Source organism: Streptococcus sanguinis (genome assembly GCF_001078705.1).
GTDB classification, from domain to species: domain Bacteria; phylum Bacillota; class Bacilli; order Lactobacillales; family Streptococcaceae; genus Streptococcus; species Streptococcus sanguinis_D.
This window is the reverse complement of record NZ_CDMW01000001.1, coordinates 2,070,803-2,090,564: the sequence shown is the minus strand read 5'-3', so window position 1 is coordinate 2,090,564 and position 19,762 is coordinate 2,070,803. Positions and strand designations below refer to the sequence as shown.

The 19,762-nt window shown below is 43.4% G+C and carries 21 protein-coding genes; all 21 read left to right on the top strand.

From position 1 onward, the window contains the following. The first annotated feature begins 157 nt into the window (after nucleotides 1–157). On the top strand, nucleotides 158–301 hold the full coding sequence (locus tag SSV_RS10565) for a hypothetical protein (RefSeq protein ID WP_002916703.1): 144 nt from the start codon (nucleotides 158–160) through the stop codon (nucleotides 299–301). 38 nt (nucleotides 302–339) lie between these two features. Continuing rightward, complete coding sequence (locus SSV_RS10560) at nucleotides 340–1,887, top strand: heme transporter CcmD (RefSeq protein WP_072074741.1); 1,548 nt, start codon at nucleotides 340–342, stop codon at nucleotides 1,885–1,887. Between the two features lie 221 nt (nucleotides 1,888–2,108). After that, nucleotides 2,109–4,304 (top strand): anaerobic ribonucleoside-triphosphate reductase, encoded by a 2,196-nt coding sequence (nrdD, locus tag SSV_RS10555; RefSeq protein ID WP_072074947.1) that lies wholly within the window; start codon nucleotides 2,109–2,111, stop codon nucleotides 4,302–4,304. A 1-nt stretch (nucleotide 4,305) separates the two neighbouring features. Further along, complete coding sequence (locus SSV_RS10550; RefSeq protein ID WP_002894059.1) at nucleotides 4,306–4,446, top strand: hypothetical protein; 141 nt, start codon at nucleotides 4,306–4,308, stop codon at nucleotides 4,444–4,446. 52 nt (nucleotides 4,447–4,498) lie between these two features. Beyond that, nucleotides 4,499–4,996, top strand: a complete 498-nt coding sequence (locus tag SSV_RS10545; RefSeq protein WP_072074740.1) for a GNAT family N-acetyltransferase — start codon at nucleotides 4,499–4,501, stop codon at nucleotides 4,994–4,996. Nucleotides 4,997–5,005: 9 nt separating this feature from the next. Continuing rightward, the gene (locus tag SSV_RS10540; protein WP_072074739.1) at nucleotides 5,006–5,512 is read left to right on the top strand and encodes a GNAT family N-acetyltransferase; all 507 of its coding nucleotides are present in this window, start codon (nucleotides 5,006–5,008) and stop codon (nucleotides 5,510–5,512) included. Nucleotides 5,513–5,521: 9 nt separating this feature from the next. After that, entirely contained in the window at nucleotides 5,522–6,040 is a 519-nt protein-coding gene (locus SSV_RS10535) for a GNAT family N-acetyltransferase (RefSeq protein WP_072074738.1), read from the top strand. Next, complete coding sequence (gene nrdG / locus SSV_RS10530; protein WP_072074737.1) at nucleotides 6,037–6,636, top strand: anaerobic ribonucleoside-triphosphate reductase activating protein; 600 nt, start codon at nucleotides 6,037–6,039, stop codon at nucleotides 6,634–6,636. Before SSV_RS10535 ends, nrdG begins: the two co-directional genes overlap by 4 nt. A 241-nt stretch (nucleotides 6,637–6,877) precedes the next feature. After that, nucleotides 6,878–8,350 carry an LCP family glycopolymer transferase CpsA gene (gene cpsA, locus SSV_RS10525; protein WP_441005780.1) on the top strand — a complete coding sequence of 491 codons (1,473 nt, stop codon included), beginning with the start codon at nucleotides 6,878–6,880 and terminating at the stop codon, nucleotides 8,348–8,350. Then, nucleotides 8,347–9,078 carry a capsular polysaccharide biosynthesis protein Cps4B gene (gene cps4B, locus SSV_RS10520; protein WP_072074735.1) on the top strand — a complete coding sequence of 244 codons (732 nt, stop codon included), beginning with the start codon at nucleotides 8,347–8,349 and terminating at the stop codon, nucleotides 9,076–9,078. Before cpsA ends, cps4B begins: the two co-directional genes overlap by 4 nt. A gap of 7 nt (nucleotides 9,079–9,085) precedes the next feature. Then, on the top strand, nucleotides 9,086–9,781 hold the full coding sequence (locus tag SSV_RS10515; RefSeq protein WP_002894051.1) for a Wzz/FepE/Etk N-terminal domain-containing protein: 696 nt from the start codon (nucleotides 9,086–9,088) through the stop codon (nucleotides 9,779–9,781). A gap of 10 nt (nucleotides 9,782–9,791) precedes the next feature. Beyond that, nucleotides 9,792–10,490 (top strand): polysaccharide biosynthesis tyrosine autokinase, encoded by a 699-nt coding sequence (locus SSV_RS10510; RefSeq protein ID WP_009660129.1) that lies wholly within the window; start codon nucleotides 9,792–9,794, stop codon nucleotides 10,488–10,490. A gap of 38 nt (nucleotides 10,491–10,528) precedes the next feature. After that, a complete protein-coding gene (locus SSV_RS10505; RefSeq protein ID WP_072074734.1) occupies nucleotides 10,529–12,331 on the top strand; it encodes a polysaccharide biosynthesis protein in 1,803 nt (600 codons plus the stop codon). A gap of 15 nt (nucleotides 12,332–12,346) precedes the next feature. Then, on the top strand, nucleotides 12,347–12,952 hold the full coding sequence (locus SSV_RS10500; protein WP_072074733.1) for a sugar transferase: 606 nt from the start codon (nucleotides 12,347–12,349) through the stop codon (nucleotides 12,950–12,952). A gap of 6 nt (nucleotides 12,953–12,958) precedes the next feature. Then, nucleotides 12,959–13,819: an NAD-dependent epimerase/dehydratase family protein gene (locus SSV_RS10495; RefSeq protein WP_072074732.1), complete on the top strand. Its 861-nt coding sequence runs from the start codon at nucleotides 12,959–12,961 to the stop codon at nucleotides 13,817–13,819. Between the two features lie 10 nt (nucleotides 13,820–13,829). Next, a complete protein-coding gene (locus SSV_RS10490; protein ID WP_176693606.1) occupies nucleotides 13,830–14,663 on the top strand; it encodes a glycosyltransferase in 834 nt (277 codons plus the stop codon). A gap of 92 nt (nucleotides 14,664–14,755) precedes the next feature. Next, entirely contained in the window at nucleotides 14,756–15,715 is a 960-nt protein-coding gene (locus tag SSV_RS10485; protein WP_072074730.1) for a glycosyltransferase family 2 protein, read from the top strand. Between the two features lie 5 nt (nucleotides 15,716–15,720). Beyond that, nucleotides 15,721–16,644, top strand: coding sequence for a LicD family protein (locus SSV_RS10480; protein ID WP_002914162.1), 924 nt, complete (start codon nucleotides 15,721–15,723; stop codon nucleotides 16,642–16,644). Continuing rightward, nucleotides 16,644–17,969, top strand: coding sequence for an O-antigen polymerase (locus tag SSV_RS10475; RefSeq protein ID WP_072074729.1), 1,326 nt, complete (start codon nucleotides 16,644–16,646; stop codon nucleotides 17,967–17,969). Before SSV_RS10480 ends, SSV_RS10475 begins: the two co-directional genes overlap by 1 nt. After that, entirely contained in the window at nucleotides 17,966–18,688 is a 723-nt protein-coding gene (ispD, locus tag SSV_RS10470) for a 2-C-methyl-D-erythritol 4-phosphate cytidylyltransferase (protein WP_072074728.1), read from the top strand. Before SSV_RS10475 ends, ispD begins: the two co-directional genes overlap by 4 nt. Continuing rightward, the gene (locus tag SSV_RS10465) at nucleotides 18,669–19,754 is read left to right on the top strand and encodes an NAD-dependent epimerase/dehydratase family protein (protein WP_176693605.1); all 1,086 of its coding nucleotides are present in this window, start codon (nucleotides 18,669–18,671) and stop codon (nucleotides 19,752–19,754) included. Before ispD ends, SSV_RS10465 begins: the two co-directional genes overlap by 20 nt. The last annotated feature ends 8 nt before the right edge of the window (nucleotides 19,755–19,762 follow it).

The following is a 19,762-nucleotide window of genomic DNA, read 5'->3' as shown; positions in this document are numbered from 1 at the left end:
TGCAGAAATATACAGAAAGTCCGAGGCGGAAGTTTCAGATTTTTTGTTTGTGATTTTGCGAATCGTGCTGAGATGTGTTCTTGTTATTTTTGCTTTTATATGGGGCCGGATTTTTGCTCTGTTTTTACGAATGTAAAAAATAAAGGAATTTTTTAAGATGACAATGGAGAAAATTTCCAGTCAGCCGTTTGCTTATGAAACGAGAGAATATCGCTGTTTTCGGGAATTGGAGGAGCTGGCTAGAAGCTATAATGCTCAGAAGAAGGGTCAAGAGAAAGCTGACAGGAGGACAGGAATTTGATATACTAGATGGGACTGATATCAAGGAGAATATTTTATATGCATGATACAACGGAAGAAAAAGTTTTAGAGGTTTCAGAGGAGCAGCTAACTAGGGCTGAAAGGTCTGAGCAAAAAATTACCAAGCCAGAGCCAACGCCCTATTTTTTGACGCTCTGGTGCAGTTTGGCTATCGGCTTGCTGAGTGTGGTCAATCCTTTTTTGACCAATCTAGCAACGAATTTACAAAGTCAGAATCTCTATGCCGGTTGGGCCATGACTCAGGGGCAGGTGCCTTATTCGCAAATATATGGAACTAGTGGCCTGCTTTACTATCTGATGGCTTGGACCAGCAGTCTGGCTTTTGGCCAGCTTTTGTGGATGGTCTTTCAGACGCTGGCTCTGTGGCTGGCTGGACTTTTCCTGCACAAGACCTTGGTGCTCTTACAGCCTAAACAGGATTTATCGCGCAGCCTCCTGCTGCTCTTTTACCTGCTAGTCTTTGCCCTTGGATTTGGCGGTCTTTACTCTAATATTTTTGTTCTGCCCTTTATTTTTTGGGATCTATCTTTCTTGGTGCGCTATCTGCAGGATTCAATCAAGGACGAAAAGTTCATTGTCTATGGAGCATTTGGCGCTCTTGCTTTTATGATTGATCCGGTTTCCAGCCTAGTCTTCTATTCTTTGACTGCTCTGGTGCTTTTGGTCTACAATATCGCGACCAAGCGAGCAGCTCAAGGTTTTTATCAGCTCTTGGCAGGCCTCTTTGGCTTCTCAGTGATTTTTTATCCTATCGGCTACTTTACTGTTGCCAATCAAACCTTTGGCCAGGCTATCAGTCAGGTGACCTATGCTTGGGATTCCATCAGCTTGATTGGCAGTCATAGTATTTCTAATTTGGTTTATTATGGCTTGCTGACGGTTGGTCTAGGTTTCATTTCTGCTTTGGGTGCCAATCTCTTTTCAAGGGAAAAGGGGCAAGCAACCAGCCTGCGCGTCTTGCGCTTTATCGGTCTGCTAGGGCTCTTCATTACTGTCTTTGCGGCTTTTATCCTGCCAGATCAAGGCAGTTATCAACTGCTTCCGGCTCTGCCTTTTGCCATGATTCTTTTTGCTTTGTGGTTCAATAAAGGCAAGCAGCAGGCACCGGGGCGTCACCGCCGGGATCGCCGTCGTCCTACCATGTGGACTTCCTATCTCTCAGGCCAGTTCTTTCTGCCGCTCTTAGCCATCTTTTATCTGATTGGCTATCCTTTGGTGAATGAGTATATCCTTTCCAGCGGTGTATCTGCTGAAAGAAGCGAGGCGGCTCAGTATATTAAGGAAAAGACCAAGGATGGGGATACCATCTATGCCTGGGACACCTCGGCTAGTCTGTATCAAAAGAGCGGCCGCCTATCAGCTGTTTCTCTCTTGTCTCCAACTTTGTATGTGGGAACGGCTGAAAATCGTCTAGGTCTTCAGAAGGGACTTGAAAACAGCCAGCCCAAGTATATCTTGGTTAACAATGATGTCAAATTACTGTCAGATGTGAAGCAGCTAATTTCCCAAAATTACAAGGAAGCTGACCTCAAACTCGACCGTTTCAAGCTTTATCAACTTAAATAGTAAAAAATCAATATGTTGTGTTTAAAATGAAAAAATAACTTTTTCGCCACAACATATTGATTTTTAATTTTAACGTGCTATAATGAGACTTGTATCGACTTATTTAAAAAATACTGTTCTTTGGATGAACTGCTGTCGGAGATTTCTTGGAAATTTCTTGGCAGGTGGGTGGTCTGAAGAGACTTGATTTGTCCTAAGGGCAGGAAAAGGAAGTGTTCATGATGATTTTAAGGGAAGAGAAGTTTGAAACTGCTCCAGCGATTTATGTGGAGAAGCGGGATGGCCGCAGAGTGGCTTTTGATGTGTCAAAGATCTATAAGGCTATGGTGAGGGCGGCCCAGGAAGTTGGACCTCTGAATCCGATGCTGGAAGCTAAGTTAGAAGCTATTACAGACCGCATTGTGGCAGAAATCAGCAGTCGCTTCGCCAAGTATGTCAAAATCTATGAAATCCAGAATATCGTTGAGCATGAGCTGTTGAATGCCAAGGAATATGCCATTGCGGAGAACTACATCACTTACCGCACCCAACGGGATTTTGAGCGCTCAAAAGCGACTGATATCAACTTTACCATCGACAAGCTCCTCAACAAAGACCGGACGGTGGTCAATGAGAATGCCAATAAGGATAGTGATGTTTTCAATACCCAGCGGGATTTGACCGCGGGGATTGTCGGCAAATCCATTGGGCTTAAGATGCTGCCGCCTCATGTGGCCAACGCCCACCAGAAGGGGGACATCCACTACCATGATTTGGACTACAGCCCTTATACACCGATGACTAACTGCTGTCTGATTGACTTTGACGGCATGCTGAGAAATGGCTTCAAGATTGGCAATGCAGAAGTAGAGAGTCCCAAGTCTATCCAGACCGCGACAGCTCAAATCTCGCAAATCATTGCCAATGTAGCTTCTAGTCAGTATGGAGGTTGCTCAGCCGACCGAATTGACGAAGTCTTGGCGCCCTATGCTAAGCTTAATTACCAAAAGCATCTCAAGGATGCGGAGCAATGGGTTTTGCCGGATAAGCAGGAAGAATACGCATGGGCGAAGACCAAGAAGGACATCTACGATGCCATGCAGTCGCTGGAGTATGAGATTAATACTCTCTTTACCTCTAACGGTCAAACTCCTTTTACTTCGCTGGGCTTTGGTTTGGGGACCAATCGTTTTGAGCGGGAAATTCAGAAGGCCATTCTCAATATCCGCATCAAGGGACTGGGAAGCGAGCACCGCACAGCGATTTTCCCTAAGCTGATTTTCACACTTAAGCGTGGGCTCAATCTTGAGCCGGGAACGCCTAACTACGACATCAAAGAACTGGCTCTGGAGTGTGCTACTAAGCGCATGTATCCAGATGTGCTTTCCTATGACAAGATTATCGACTTGACTGGATCGTTCAAGGTACCGATGGGCTGCCGTTCTTTCCTGCAAGGCTGGAAGGATGAAAATGGGCAGGAAGTCAACTCCGGCCGTATGAATCTAGGTGTCGTTACTGTCAATCTGCCGCGGATTGCGCTTGAGTCCGAGGGGGATTTGGATAAATTCTGGGAACTCTTTAATGAGCGGATGAATATAGCTGAGGACGCTTTGGTCTACCGAGTGGAGCGGACCAAGGAAGCCAGTCCAGCCAATGCGCCGATTCTTTATCAGTATGGGGCTTTTGGCCAACGTTTGGGCAAGTATGATCAGGTAGACCAGCTCTTTACTCACCGTCGTGCAACGGTTTCCCTAGGCTATATCGGTCTGTATGAAGTGGCAGCAGTTTTTTACGGTGGTAATTGGGAGACTAATCCAGAAGCCAAGGACTTTACGATTGCCATTGTCAAAGATATGAAGCGCCGGGTGCAAGAGTGGTCAGATCAGTATGACTATCATTTCTCTGTTTACTCGACACCATCTGAAAGTCTGACCGACCGTTTCTGCCGTTTGGACACAGAGAAGTTTGGCGTTGTTCCGGATATTACTGACAAGGAATACTATACTAACTCCTTCCACTACGATGTGCGCAAGAATCCAACGCCTTTTGAAAAGCTGGATTTTGAGAAGATTTATCCTGAAGTGGGAGCCTCAGGTGGCTTTATCCACTACTGTGAATATCCTGTTCTTCAGCAAAATCCAAAGGCACTGGAAGCTGTCTGGGACTATGCCTATGACCGAGTTGGTTACTTAGGTACAAATACGCCGATTGACCGCTGTTACAAGTGTAACTTTGAGGGAGATTTCACGCCGACCGAGCGGGGCTTCACCTGTCCAAACTGCGGCAACAGCGATCCCAAGACGGTTGATGTGGTCAAGCGGACCTGCGGCTACTTAGGAAATCCGCAAGCCCGCCCAATGGTCAATGGCCGTCACAAGGAAATATCAGCTCGGGTTAAGCACATGAACGGCTCGACTATTAAGTACGAAGGAAATTAAGATGGGAAAGTATCAATTGGATGACAAAGGAAAGGCTCAGGTGCAGCGTTTCCATGAAAAACATTCGCAGGGTGGCAGCGGTAAGAAAGAGCGATTAGCCAAACTGCGTCAGCAATTTTTAGAAAAGAACAAGAAACAATAGAAGTCAGAGTGGGGCGCAAGGCGGTCTCACTCTCTTCGTATCAGGAGGAAGTATGGAACTGAGACGACCGAAGCTAGAAGACAAGGAAAAGATTTTAGAGATGCTGGCTGACTTTGAAGCAGCTGGTAGCCGACAGGACGGCTTCTTTGGAGGAGCGGATTTTGTCTACGAGGACTGGTTGGAGACGATTCAGCTAGCTGAGGCAGGTCTAAGCTTGCCAGAAGGGTTTGTGCCTTACATCCAACTAATCTCTTTTGCAGCGGATGGTCAGGCTGTGGGCTTTCTCAATCTGCGCTTGCGGCTCAATGACCATTTGCTCCAAGAAGGCGGGCATATCGGTTACAGCATCCGTCCCTCTGCGCGTGGGAAAGGATTGGCAAAAGAGCAGTTGCGACAAGGTTTGCAAGTAGCCAAAAGTAAAAATATTAAACGAGTCCTAGTGACTTGCGATGGTGACAATGAAGCCAGTCGAGCAGTGATTCTGGCTAATGGCGGAGCTTTAGAGGATATTCGAGGCGGGAAAGAGCGTTATTGGATTGATATAGATTGAGGAAAGCCTATGAAGTTACGACGACCAACTTTGGAAGATAAAGACGCGATTTTAGAGATGATTGCGGAGTTCGATGCAGCAAAATCCTATATGCATGGTGGCATGGGCTCCGCTTGGAAGCGAGCAAAGGATTATGAGGATTGGTTAAAGATTGTAGAGCAGCAGGAGGATGCTGCTAATTTGCCAGCAGGCTGGGTTCCTGCCATTCAATTTTTATCCTTTGATGAGACCGGCTTGCCTCTGGGCTTTTTAGCTCTGCGCTTGTCTTTGAATGACAAATTATTTGTGGAGGGTGGGCATATTGGCTATTCTATCCGGCCCAGTCAACGCAGAAAGGGCTTGGCCAAGTTGCAGCTAAAGCTAGGGCTGGCAAAGGCTAGAAAGCAAGGATTAGAACGAGTGCTGATTACCTGCGATGAAGACAACGAAGCCAGCCGCTGCACCATTCTCTCTGCTGGCGGTGTTTATGAAAATACAATAGACAGAAGTCAGCGCTACTGGATTGATGTCAATTAAGGAGGGAACATGGAGCTAAGAAGACCAACTTTGGAAGATAAAGACGCAATTTTAGAGATGATTGCGGAGTTCGATGCAGCAAAATCCTATATGCATGGTGGCATGGGCTCCGCTTGGAAGCGAGCAAAGGATTATGAGGATTGGTTAAAGATTGTAGAGCAGCAGGAGGATGCTGCTAATTTGCCAGCAGGCTGGGTTCCTGCCATTCAATTTTTATCCTTTGATGAGACCGGCTTGCCTCTGGGCTTTTTAGCTCTGCGCTTGTCTTTGAATGACAAATTATTTGTGGAGGGTGGGCATATTGGCTATTCTATCCGGCCCAGTCAACGCAGAAAGGGCTTGGCCAAGTTGCAGCTAAAGCTAGGGCTGGCAAAGGCTAGAAAGCAAGGATTAGAACGAGTGCTGATTACCTGCGATGAAGACAACGAAGCCAGCCGACGCACGATTCTCTCCGCTGGCGGTGTTTACGAAAATACAATCGACAGAAGTCAGCGCTACTGGATAGAGCTAGATGGGGAGGTGTCATGAACAATCCCAAACCTCAAGAATGGAAAAGTGAGGAGCTGAGCAAGGGGCGAATCATTGACTATAAGGCTTTTAACTTTGTAGATGGCGAAGGTGTCCGCAACTCCCTCTATGTCAGTGGCTGTATGTTTCACTGTGAGGGCTGCTATAATGCAGCAACTTGGTCTTTCAATGCTGGCATTCCTTATACCCAAGAGTTGGAGGAGCAGATTATGAAAGACTTGGCGGAACCCTATGTGCAGGGGCTGACCCTCCTAGGTGGCGAGCCTTTTCTCAATACAGGCATTCTCCTGCCCTTGGTCAAGCGGATTCGGAGAGAGTTTCCAGACAAGGATATCTGGTCTTGGACGGGCTACACCTGGGAGGAGATGATGCTGGAAACGGAGGATAAGCTGGAGCTACTGAGTCTGATTGACATCCTAGTAGATGGCCGTTTTGACCTTACCAAGAAGAATCTCATGTTGCAGTTCCGCGGTTCTTCCAATCAGCGGATCATCGATGTGCAGAAATCCCTTGAGGCAGGCAAGGTTATCATCTGGGAGAAGCTCAATGATGGCTTGCAGGCCTATGAGCAGGTTGATAGAGATAAGATGCTTTGAAAAAAGAGCAAAATGCTGATATAAAAGAGGTTTTACCTCTTTTTTTCTGTTGTCAAAAACAGTATAAAATATCGGTTTTTTGAGAAGGGAGAAGGAATTTGCTGAAAATTAATACAGACTGTCCTTTTTTGTCAACAAATTTTGGAAAAAACTAAAATATTTTTAAATATTTTAGTGTATCATGATGCATTTATGATATAATAAAATGTATTTATATCTCAGGGGAGAAAAAGGGAGAATTATGAATCATCATAGGAGAAATGTGCCTGCTTCTAAAAAGGGGAAGAAGCTTAGGCTCTTTAATGCAGCTTTACTGACATTGGTAAGCTTGGTTTCAGGTTTGCTGGTTTTTTCTATATTTAAAAATAATGTTCTGGCGTTTCATCACCTGAACCTTATTTTGTCTGCTCTTTTGGCGGCTGTTATTTTACTGGCAGCCTTCTTTATATGGAAAAATAAGTTCAAAGTTCTGACCACGGTGCTTTTGTTTGTGACCTTGCTGGTATCTTCAGGAGCCATGTACGGGGTCAAGGAATTGATGGACTTATCTAGAGGTGTGAACTCCACTTCAAATTACTCTGAAATTGAAATGGCCGTTTATGTCCGGGCGGACAGCGATAAATCAGATGTGACTCAGCTGCAGAAGCTGACGGCTCCGACTGAAAATGGGGACAAGGACAATGTAACGGCTCTTCTGGACCACATCAAGAAGACTAAAAAGACAGAACTCACAGTGGAAAACAGCTCGTCTTATATCGCAGCTTACAAGGCCCTCATCAATCAAGAGACCGAGGCCATTGCCCTCAACAACTCGTTTGGAGATATGCTGGCTTCTCACGATGCTGACTATGCTTCAAAGATAAAGAAAATATATACTTATAAAATTACTCGTCAAGTAGAGACCGGCAAGCGCAGGGATGCTGCTGATGCGGATGTCTTTAATATCTATGTCAGCGGTATTGACACCTATGGCTCGATTTCATCTGTCTCACGCTCAGATGTCAATATCATCATGACGGTCAATCGCAAGACCAAGCAAGTCCTCTTGACTACAACTCCTCGTGATTCTTATGTGGCGATTGCAGATGGAGGGGCTGGGCAGATGGACAAGCTGACCCATGCAGGGATTTATGGAGTAGATGCTTCTGTCCACACGCTGGAAAATCTTTACGGCATTCGCATTGACTACTATGTTCGTCTGAACTTCACTTCCTTCCTCAAGCTGGTAGACCTGTTAGGAGGGATTGATGTTGAAAATGACCAAGAATTTACAAGCCGACACGGCAATCATCATTTCCCAGTAGGGAAAGTCCATATGAACTCAGATCAGGCATTAGGCTTTGTTCGCGAGCGTTACTCCCTTCAGGGGGGCGACAATGACCGCGGAAAAAATCAAGAAAAAGTTATCGAAGCAGTCATTAAAAAGCTGACTTCAACCAGTGCTTTGAAGAACTACAACGAGATTATTTCCGGCTTGCAAGATTCTATCCAGACCAATATGGAGCTGCCTGTTCTTATGAATCTGGTCAATACCCAGCTGGAGTCAGGGGGAAGCTATCAAGTTCAGTCACAAGCCATCAGCGGAAACGGTCGTATGGATCTACCATCCTACGCTATGCCAGATTCCAATCTCTACATGATGGAAATCCAGCCAGAAAGCCTTGATAATGCTAAGGCAGCGATTCAGCAGGTAATGGAAGGAAAAACACCATGATTGATATCCATTCTCATATTATCTTTGATGTGGACGATGGTCCTAAGACCTTTGAGGATTCCAAAAAACTGCTGGAAGAAAGTTATCGACAGGGAGTTCGGACCATCATTTCTACCTCTCATCGCAGAAAGGGCATGTTTGAAACGCCTGAGGAGACCATTAGCGCTAACTTTAAAATGGTAAAAGAACTGGCAGAGCTTGTAGCGCCTGACTTGACGGTTCTCTATGGGGCAGAGATTTACTACACCAGTGATGTGGCGGATAAGTTGGAAAAGGGGATTGTCCCCAGTCTAGCTGGCACACGCTATGTGCTGATTGAGTTTAGCATGGCGACGCCTTATAAAGACATCCATAAAGGCTTGGCTCAGATTCTGCGCTTAGGTCTAACACCGGTCGTGGCTCATATTGAGCGCTATCACTGCCTGGAAAATGATGAAAAGAAGGTGCAGGAACTCATTAATATGGGCTGCTATACTCAGATTAACAGCTCCAGTGTTCTGAAGCCTAAGCTACTTGGAGACTCACATAAATTTATGAAAAAACGGGCTCAGTTCTTTTTGGAGAGGGACTTGGTCCACTTTGTTGCCAGCGACATGCACAATCTAAGCCAGAGACCGCCCTTTATGAAGGAGGCCTTTGACATCGTCGCTAAAAAATACGGTTCCCGCCGAGCAGAAGCCCTCTTTGGCGGCAACCAAGCATTATTATTGAAAAATGAATTGATTTAGGGGAAAAATGGAAAAACAAGAAAAGCAAATCGTAGAAATCGATATTTTGTCCTTGCTGAGAGCCTTATGGCTGAAGAAATTTACCATCGTATTGGGAGCTGTGCTCTTTTCTTTGCTGGCTTTTGGCTACAGCGTTTTTATTGCTAAGAAAATGTATCAGAGCACCACACGCATCTATGTGGTCAGCCGTCAAAACGAAACGCAGGCAGCTTTGACTAATCAGGACCTGCAGGCGGGTTCATACCTCGTTAAGGACTTTAAGGAAATCATTCTGTCACAGGCGGTTCTATCACAGGCAATTAGTGAGTTGAAACTGCAAACGTCACCAAGAGAGCTGACGCGTCACATCACCGTTTCCGTTCCGGCGGATACTCGTATCGTTTCGATTACAGTTAAAGATGACAATCCGGAGGAAGCGGCTCGCATTGCCAATGCCTTTCGTAATATCGCCGCTGAGAAAATCATCGAGGTGACAAAAGTTTCTGATGTGACAACTTTGGAAGAAGCAACAGTCCCAGCAGAGCCTTCTTCACCAAATATTCGGCGTAATGTTATCTTAGGATTTTTAGGGGGCAGCGTCCTGATGTCGATCTTTATCATCGCTGTAGAAATCCTGGATGATCGGGTGAAGAAGCCAGAGGACATTGAAGAAGTCATGGGCTTGACGCTATTGGGCGTTATCCCAGATATGAACAGAATGTAAGGGAGAGAAAATGGCAACCTTAGAATTAGTTAGGAAAAAAAGGAACCTTGTCAAACTAACCGAGGAATACTACAATGCTCTAAGTACTAATGTACAGCTGAGCGGTGCCAATATCAAGATGGTCGAAATAAGCTCGGTGACGGCAAATGAAGGAAAGTCTACAACCTCAGTGAATCTCGCGGCCGCCTTTGCCAGAGCTGGTCATAAGACCTTGATGATCGATGCGGATATCCGCAACTCAGTCATGTCTGGTGTGTTTAGCAGTCAGAGAAAAGTATCAGGACTGACGGACTATCTGTCAGGACAGGCTGCCCTGCATGAAGTCATCAACGATACAGATATGGACAACCTGGATGTGATCTTATCTGGTCCAGTATCACCTAATCCGACTGGGCTTTTGCAAAGCAAGCAGTTTGAAGCGCTTTTGACTGACCTGCGTGTCCGCTATGACTATATCATCGTAGATACTTCACCGATTGGTCTGGTCATTGATGCGGCTATCATCGCTCAGAAATGCGATGCTAGCTTCTTGGTGACACAAGCAGGCCATATCAAACGAAAAGCAGTCATGAAAGCTAAAGAGCAGTTGGAACAAACGGGAACTCCTTTTTTGGGTGTTGTCCTCAATAAATATAACATTGATTTGGAGCGCTATGGTGCCTACGGAACTTATGGGGGATATGGCAGCTATGGCAATTATGGGAAATAGGGAATAAAGAGTTTTAGGATAATTGGGAGATTAGGAACATGACAAGAGCGAGAAAAAGAGTCATCTTAATTATTGTTGATATTATTTTGCTCAGTATAAGTCAGGGGATTTCAAAATTCTTCTTAGCAAAATATGTCGGGATAACGGATTTATCTTTTGTCTCTATTTTAATGGGGATTATTGTACTATATTTGACATTTGCAACACTGTCGAATGTCTTTTCTACCATTACAAGGTATACAGATTACAAAACAATGTTTCGAGTTGGGGGCTCAATTTTGGGAGCTTACTCGATTGTATACATTGTAGAGAAAATTTTTTATGAATCTACAAATAGTAGATATATTGTCCTTTCTATGCTGCTATCGTTTTTGTTGGTTATTGCTTCAAGGCTGACTTGGCGGGAGATTCATGAATTCGTGCAGCACCCTTCAGCCTTACTGGGTAAGAAAGTAGATGGGACAAAGACCCTTGTTGTTGGTTCAGGGGATGGTGCTAGTCTTTTTATCAAGACAGCCCAGCAAAAATCAAAAGATTTGAAGATAGTCGCGATTGTAGATGATGATAAGAATAAGCAAAATACGTATCTTCATGGAGTAAAAGTTGTAGGAACAACCGAGCAGATACCTGAAATTGTAGGGAATTATGAAGTTGAACAAATTGTCATTGCCATTCCTTCGTTGGCTCCGGATGATTACGAGCGAATCGTAGAGTACTGCCAACAGACGGAGGTCAAGGTCAATGCCATGCCTAAATATGAACAGGTGATTACGGGGAAACTATCTGTCAGCAAACTTCAGGAAATTGACATTGCAGATTTGTTGGGGCGTAAAGAAGTGAAGCTGGATCAGCAAAGTTTGAAGTCCAATCTTAAATGCAAGACTGTGCTTGTTACGGGGGCCGGTGGGTCTATCGGCTCGGAACTTTGCCGTCAGATTGCTCAATTCTGCCCAGCTAGGCTTCTACTTCTAGGTCATGGAGAAAATTCAATTTATTTGATTCACAAGGAGCTGTCAAGCCGTTATAAAGATGATATTGAGTTGATTCCAATCATTGCAGACATTCAAGATAGAGAGAGGATTTTTCATATTATGAAAACCTATCGTCCTGATCGAGTGTATCATGCAGCGGCTCACAAGCATGTTCCCTTGATGGAGTACAATCCGACAGAAGCGGTCAAAAATAATATCTATGGTACACGAAATGTAGCAGAAGCAGCAAAGGCAGCTGGTGTCGCGAAATTTGTCATGATCTCTACAGATAAGGCGGTCAACCCGCCCAATGTTATGGGGGCAACTAAGCGAGTGGCAGAAATGGTCGTGACCAGTTTAAATGAAGAAGGAAAGACTCTTTTCTCAGCTGTCCGCTTTGGGAATGTTTTGGGCAGCCGAGGTAGTGTGGTTCCTTTATTCAAGGAGCAGATTGCTAAGGGAGGTCCTATCACCGTGACGGACTTTCGAATGACACGCTATTTCATGACCATACCAGAAGCCAGCCGCTTGGTGATTCAGGCTGGAGCCTTGATGCAAGGGGGAGAGGTTTTTGTCTTGGATATGGGCGAGCCTGTGAAAATTTTGGACCTAGCTAAAAAGATGATCACGCTCAGTGGCCATACTGAAGAGGAGATTCAGATTCAGGAAGCAGGCATTCGACCGGGCGAAAAGCTTTATGAAGAGCTCTTGTCTGCCAAGGAAAAGGTCAATGATCAAGTCTATGAAAAGATTTTTGTAGGGAATGTTCAGTCGCTGCCTAAGATAGAGGTGGATTCCTATGTGGACTCTCTTCTGACTCTTGGTGCAAATGACCTCAAGGATAGCCTGGTAAAGTTTGCACAGCAATAAGTTTTTAGGATAATCATGTATAAATTTTTTAAACGAACATTAGATATAGTCTTGTCATTCTTAGGAATGATTGTCTTATCACCGTTTTTTCTGCTTCTAGTACTTGCTATTAAATTGGATTCAAAAGGACCAGTTTTGTTCAAACAGAAGCGGATTGGTCTGCATAAGAAACACTTCTATATTTTGAAATTCAGAACGATGCGAATGGATACACCTAAGGATACCCCAACTCATTTACTTGAAAATCCTGAGCAATGGATTACAAAGGTTGGGAAATTTCTTAGGAAGACATCTCTGGATGAGTTGCCTCAGATTTGGAATATTTTTGTTGGTGACATGAGTATCATAGGTCCAAGACCGGCTCTTTGGAATCAGTATGATTTGATTGAAGAGCGAGACCGATATGGAGCAAATGATGTTTTGCCAGGTCTGACGGGATGGGCTCAGATTCACGGGCGAGATGAGTTGCCGATTGCCAAGAAAGCTGAATTGGACGGCTACTATGTCCAGCATTTGTCTTTTGGATTGGATGTCCGCTGTTTCTTTGGCACCATTAAGAGTGTTGCTAAGAGCGAAGGTGTTGTCGAAGGCGGCACGGGAAATATGGAAAAGAAAGATTAAAGGCTGATGAAAAGAATATTAATTACGGGAGAGGGTAGCTATATCGGCCGGAGCTTTAAGAGGTATGTTTCTTCACGGGAGGATGTCCAGGTTGATGAGTTGGACGTCCGCGGAGAAGCCTGGAAGGAGAAAGATTTTTCGTCTTTTGATGTAATTTTGCATTTGGCGGCGATTGTCCATATCTCCAACCCATCAAAAGAGATGGAGTCGGTATATAATCAAGTCAATACTCAGCTACCTTATGAATTGGCTCAAAAGGCTAAAGGCGAAGGTGTCAAACAGTTTATCTTTATGAGTAGTATGAGCGTCTATGGCGAAGTTTTGGGAGATCGGGTTATCACAAAGGATACACAAGAGCGTCCTGATTCTTTTTATGGCAAAAGCAAACTAGCTGCTGAGCAACTTCTGACGGAATTGGAGAGCGAAGATTTCAAATTGGCAGTTTTACGGCCACCTATGGTTTATGGTCATCAAGCTAAGGGAAATTATAAGCGATTGTCAAAGTTGGCTCAGAAACTACCAGTCTTCCCTTTGATCCAGAATGAACGTAGTATGATTTATATTGATAACCTTTGTGAGTTTATCAGACTGATTGTTCAGAATCAAGACAGCGGTATCTTCTATCCTCAAAATCAGGACTATGTCAATACCTCTCAGCTAGTCAAAGAAATAAAACGGACTCATGGTCAGAGAGTAGTCTTGCTGCCTGCATTTAACTGGATTTTAAAAGGATTGTCTCGCCATGTTTCGACTATGAATAAGTTGTTTTCAGATTTAACTTATGAAAAAGAGATGTCTAGCTATTCTCAGTCTTATCAGGTAGCAAATTTTAGGAGGTCTATTGAGAAGACGGAGAAGGGAAACTAGTTTAGGATGATTGGGGGGATTGTTAGTGAAATTTTCGGTATTGATGTCTGTCTATCAGAAGGAGAATCCGGATTTCTTAAGAAAGAGTCTAAATAGCGTTCTTATAGAGCAGAGCCGCAAGCCAGATGAGCTTGTCCTTGTAGAGGATGGACCGCTGACAGAAGAGCTTTATCAGACGATTCAAGATTTCAAGGAAACATTTCCAGAGATGAAAGTTCTACCCTTAAAGGAAAATGTCGGATTGGGAGAAGCTTTGCATCGGGGAGTTGAGGCTTGCTCTTATGACTGGATTGCTAGAATGGATACAGATGACATTGCGACACCGGACCGTTTTCAGCAACAAGTGGACTATATTGAGCAGAATCCGCAGTTAGATGTTTTGGGTGGCAATATCATAGAATTTGACACGGAACCAGATCAAATAGTGGCAGAGAAACAAATGCCGCTTTCCCATGAAGAGATTATCAAAAGGTTGCAGCGGAGAAATCCTTTCTGTCACATGACAGTATTTTTTAAGAAATCATCTGTTTTAAAAGCTGGTAATTACAAGCCCTTGCCTTTAGTGGAAGACTATTATCTTTGGGCGAGAATGGCTGCTCAGGGCTGTCGTTTCGCCAATCTTAATCGGGTTTTGGTTTATGCTCGTGTCGGAAACGGCATGCATACGAGAAGAAGCCAGACAGAGCAGATTGCCAGCTGGAAAGTAGTCAATACTTTTTTGCTGTCACATGGTATGTTGAACCGAGGGCAATATTATCAAAATATGTTGATGATTCGTGCTTTTGTGGGAACGCCTATTTGGATAAAAGCGTTTATTTATAAGTATCTGCTTAGAAGAAAGTAATCTTCTTCACAGACAGAGCAGTCTAGCTTAGACAGGGAGAAAGCTAGGAGTTAGGGGGGATATAGGATGAAAAGTTTAGGAAGGAGAGAGAAATGATTTCTGTCGTGATGGCGACCTATAATGGGGCGGATTTTGTTTTGGAGCAACTAGACTCTATCCGCACTCAAAAGCTGAAGCCTGATCAGGTCATTATCTGTGATGACTGTTCGACAGATCAAACAGTGGCACTAATCAAGGATTACATCACCAAGCATCAACTAACTGATTGGCAGCTGATTGAAAATCAGGAAAATTTGGGCCATTATCGAACTTTTATAAAATTAGCGAGTTTGGCTGAGCATGATATTGTTTTTTTCTCTGATCAGGATGATAAATGGCTGCCTGATAAAACAGCTGCCTTGCAGAAAGTACTGTTAGAAACAGACTCTGCTATGGTGTATGGCCAGTCTTACTTGATCGATCAAAATGGTCAGGTCATCAAAGAGCCCAAGGTTTCAGGAGAAAGGCAAGAAAGAAATCTAGCTTGGCTTCTGAAAAAATGGCCGTCAGGTTATCAGACAGCTTTTAGAAAGTCGGTACTGGCTGATATTTTGCAGCAGCAGTATACGGATTATCCTGGATTTGATTATCATGATGTTTTATTTGGTATGCTGGTTCCATTGTATGGAAAAGTTGTTTGCTTGGACCAGCTTCTAGATCAGCATCGCATTCATCAGGCGAATGTGACCCAGTCTGCGTCGTCGCTCAGTTTTAATAAAACAAGGTTATCTAGGATAAACTATTTACAGAAGGTCATCAGTCGCTATGAGTCTGTGAAAAAAATCGCAGAGGAGCGACAGATTTCTGAGGCGGATCATCGCCAGGTTGCTAGGGCTTTGGTCTTGACCAATCTTAGACTGAAATTATTACAGTCTAGAAATCCATTTTGGGCTTTGGTCCTAATGTTTCAAATAAGGGAGTATAGAACGATAAAAGATTTCATCAGTGATTTGGTATACACCTATTCACTGAATGGACTTACTAGGAGATTATTGAAAAAGTTTGGGAGGTAAGAAAAATGAGAGGAACCAGTAAGATTGAATGGGAGTTGGCTTTGGGAGAACGCTTCAGCCCCATGTATCAAAAAATTACGGATGATAAATTAAAGGTTTTACAAAAAGCTTATTTAAAAATGTATAAAAAATTTGATGCAGAGTGTCGTCGGCATCATATTCATTCCTATATGGTTGCAGGGACCTTGATTGGTTCTTTGCGACATGGGGGCTACATCCCTTGGGACGATGATATCGACTTGGTGATGTTCCGAGAGGACTACAATCGTCTTCAGGAAATCTTTGCGGACAGCGAGGACTTCGAGCTGATCTCTCCTGCGGATGCGACAGACAGTGTCTTTAAGGTTCTAAAGCTGCAGAGCAAGTCACTGACCTACTATGATGTTTTGGGAGAAGGTTTCAGTAAAAAGAAACATCTTTATCTTGATATGCTGCCAATTGACTTTGTCCCAGAGAATAACATGCTTCGCAAGCTCAAGGGTCTTCTATTCAGAGCCTTGGATTTGTCACACAATAGCTCACGCTGCTATACGAAGTTTACTCCGCATCTGACCTATATGGCTAAAGAATCCAAAGAACTCAGACAAAATCTTTGGATCAGAAGACTGATAGGCTTCCCTTCTTTTATCATGGGACCAGCTAATATGTATAAGTTGATGGAAAAGCTCATCCAGTCTAATAAGAAGACTTCAAAAATAACAATTGCTTATGGTGTAAAAGGCTATTTGGGAGAGACAATTGACTATGAAAGTTTCTATCCAGCTAAGAAGTATTCCTTTGAAGGCTATGAGTTCGATGGACCTAATGATGCGGACAAGTATCTGACCAATCGCTACGGTGATTACATGACACCGCCTGAAAAAAAAGAACAGACAGAACGTCATGTCAGACTGAGAGATAATTGGGTTGAATTGATAGAAGGAAGATAATGGTTTTTTTACTAATTTTGGGTGGCCTTTTCCTATTGTTTTTGACAATCAAAACAGTAGGAAGAGACTATGCTAACCCGGCTTTTATATATCTGGCAATATGGATGATAGCAAGCATTTTTACTGCATTTTATTCATCCAAATGGGGAGAGGGACTTTCTCTGATAACGGTCACTGTTATCTTTGTTGGAAATGCCATTTTTTTAATGGGAGTCCTCTTGTCATCGAATTTGTTTGCTGAAAGGAAGTTGGACGCCAAACCTAGTCAAATAAAGGTGAGTACTCTTTTCATTATTTTAGTTCTCTTGTTTTTGGCTTATGCGGTCAGGTTTATTTATTCCGATTTGCTTTACTTGGCGGCGCAGAGCAAGCAGGTACCTGGGGGATTGTTTAAAACCATTGAATTGGCTCGGCATATGACTACAAATTATGATTTCTCTCTTAGTCGTCTTAGCCTCAATTTGTTGCGGGTTAACTTTTCCTTAGGAATTGTTTTCTTCTACTTTTTCTGCGAGTCTCTTTTTTCAGGAAAAGATGGCATTTTTTACAAAGGCAAATTACTGCTGATTAGCCTGATTTCTTTAGGTATTTCCCTCTTGTCCACTGGACGTACGGAGTTGTTGGGCTTGGTTGCTGGCTATGCGATTGTGTATATGTTGTTTTTCTCGAAGTATTATTCGTGGAAAGACAGCAGGTATGGTGTGAAGCTTTTTCGATCTTTGCTGATAATTGGCTTTGTATTCCTTGTCTTATTTATGGCGGTTGGAACCTTTGTTCTCAATCGAGTGGATAGTCGGGCAGAGTTCGGAATTTTGGATAATTTGGTTAAATATATGGGTTCCCCCATTCAGGCTTTAGACTATTATCTGAAAAATCCTACTCTTTATAGCGATAATCAAGTCTTTGGAGAAAATACACTTATTGCTATCTATGGGACATTGAAATCCCTCGGTCTGTCTAGCCATGAGCTGACACCTTTCTTGCCTGTTGTTCATTTTAACGACGATAAAACCAATGTTTACACAATTTATTACTACTTTATCAAGGATTTTGGCTATTTCTCAGTCCTTATCTTTCAGCTTTTATATGGCTTCTTTTACGGAAGTTTCTACTATTCTATCAAAAAACGCTATTTCACCCCGCTAAAGGTTATTGTTTTCGCTTTATTTGCGTATCCTTTGGTCATTTCATTCTTTCAGGAAACATTGCTGTCATTGCTGACAACCCATATTAATCGGATTATCTATGCTTTTGTGATTTATATGGCAGCTGATTTACTGAGTAGAGTACGATTTACAACGAGAGGAAGGAAAGTATCGGTATGACGACATCAGCTCTGATATTCGCAGGCGGCACAGGCAGCCGCATGAATACCAAGACCTTACCCAAGCAGTTTTTAGAGTTGCACGGTAAGCCTATTATTATTCATACGATTGAGCACTTTGAAGACCATCCAGCAGTATCGGACATTGTGGTTGTCTGTGTAGACGGCTGGCTGGACTACTGCAGAGATTTATTAGCTAGGTTCAATATTAAAAAAGTCAGTCAAGTAGTTCCTGGTGGAGAGACTGGCCAAATGTCTATTTTTAATGGTCTCGCTGTCTTACGGGAAAAGTACAAGAACGATGACGACTATGTTTTGATTCATGATGGTGTTCGCCCTTTGATTGACGGGGGAATCATTTCTAAAAATATTGAGGCAGCAAAAAAGTATGGGGCAGCTATTACGGTTAAGCCGGTTATCGAAACAGTTATTCAAGTCGATGAGGCGGATGTTATTAATCAGGTTATCGAGCGTTCCACTTGCCAGACAGCTGTCGCCCCTCAAACCTTCGCGCTTTCAAAGATTCACTCCTTGCATTTAAAAGCTCAGGCAGAGAATCAGTTTGATATGACGGATTCTGCGACACTGGCTCGTTATTTTGGACTCCCTCTGCATACAGTCATGGGGGGCAGCGAAAATATTAAAATTACGACTCCATCTGATTTTTATATTTTTAGAGCGATTTACGAAGCGCGTGAAAATGCACAAATTTTTGGTTGATATGGGAAATAATACGATTTTACAAAAGGATATGGAAGACCTAGCTGCTGTCAGTCCTATTCTCAGAGAACTGAGCAATGTTACAGTCTTGGTAACTGGAGCAACCGGACTTATAGGCAGACACTGCATTTCCGCTTTGATGGCTTTAAACGATTTGTACCAAGCTAATGTCAGAGTAGTGGCCTTGGCACGAAATCAGAAAAAAGCGGAAGATCTATTTCAGGATTTTTTACATAGTGAGAATCTGAAGCTAGTGTATGCTGACTTGCTGTCAGATTGGAAAATAGAGGAAGATTTGGATTATATTATCCATGGAGCCAGTGCAACGGACTCCTCTTTTTTCGTTGAGCATCCTGTGGAGACAATTGATCTAGCCATAAATGGAACGAAAAAAATGCTAGAGCTGGCTAAAAATAAGCAGGTTCGCAGTATGGTCTATCTCTCTTCTCTGGAAGTCTATGGGACGACAAATCCAGATGCTTCCAGCATTAACGAGAAAGATTACGGTTATTTGGATCCAACCAGTGTTCGTAGCAGTTATTCGGAAAGCAAGCGCATGGCAGAGTCCTTGTGTGTAGGCTATTGTCATCAGTATCAGGTACCAGTTAGAATGGCTCGTTTGTCACAAACCTTTGGTCCAGGTGTGAGCTATGAGGACAACAGAGTTTTTGCGCAGTTTGCGCGTGCTGTCCTTGAAAAGAGAGATATTGTTCTCCGGACTAAAGGGGAAACTGTTCGGAACTACTGCTATACCAAAGATGCCATTGAAGCCATTTTTTACATTCTGCTGAAAGGCCAAGCAGGTCAAGCTTATAATGTCGCCAATAAAGAGACGGCTATTTCTATTCGTGAGATGGCGGAGATGGTTATTGAACTAAGCGGTAGCAATGAATCGAAGTTGGTCTTTGATTTGGCAGAGGATGTGGAAAAGCTAGGCTATAATCCGACAGTTAAGATTCGTCTCAATACGGACAAGCTTGAGAGTTTGGGCTGGAAAGCTTATACTGATTTAGAAACCATGTTTTTACGTTTGATTGAGAGCATGGCAACAGATAGGAAGAAATAGGGGGCAAA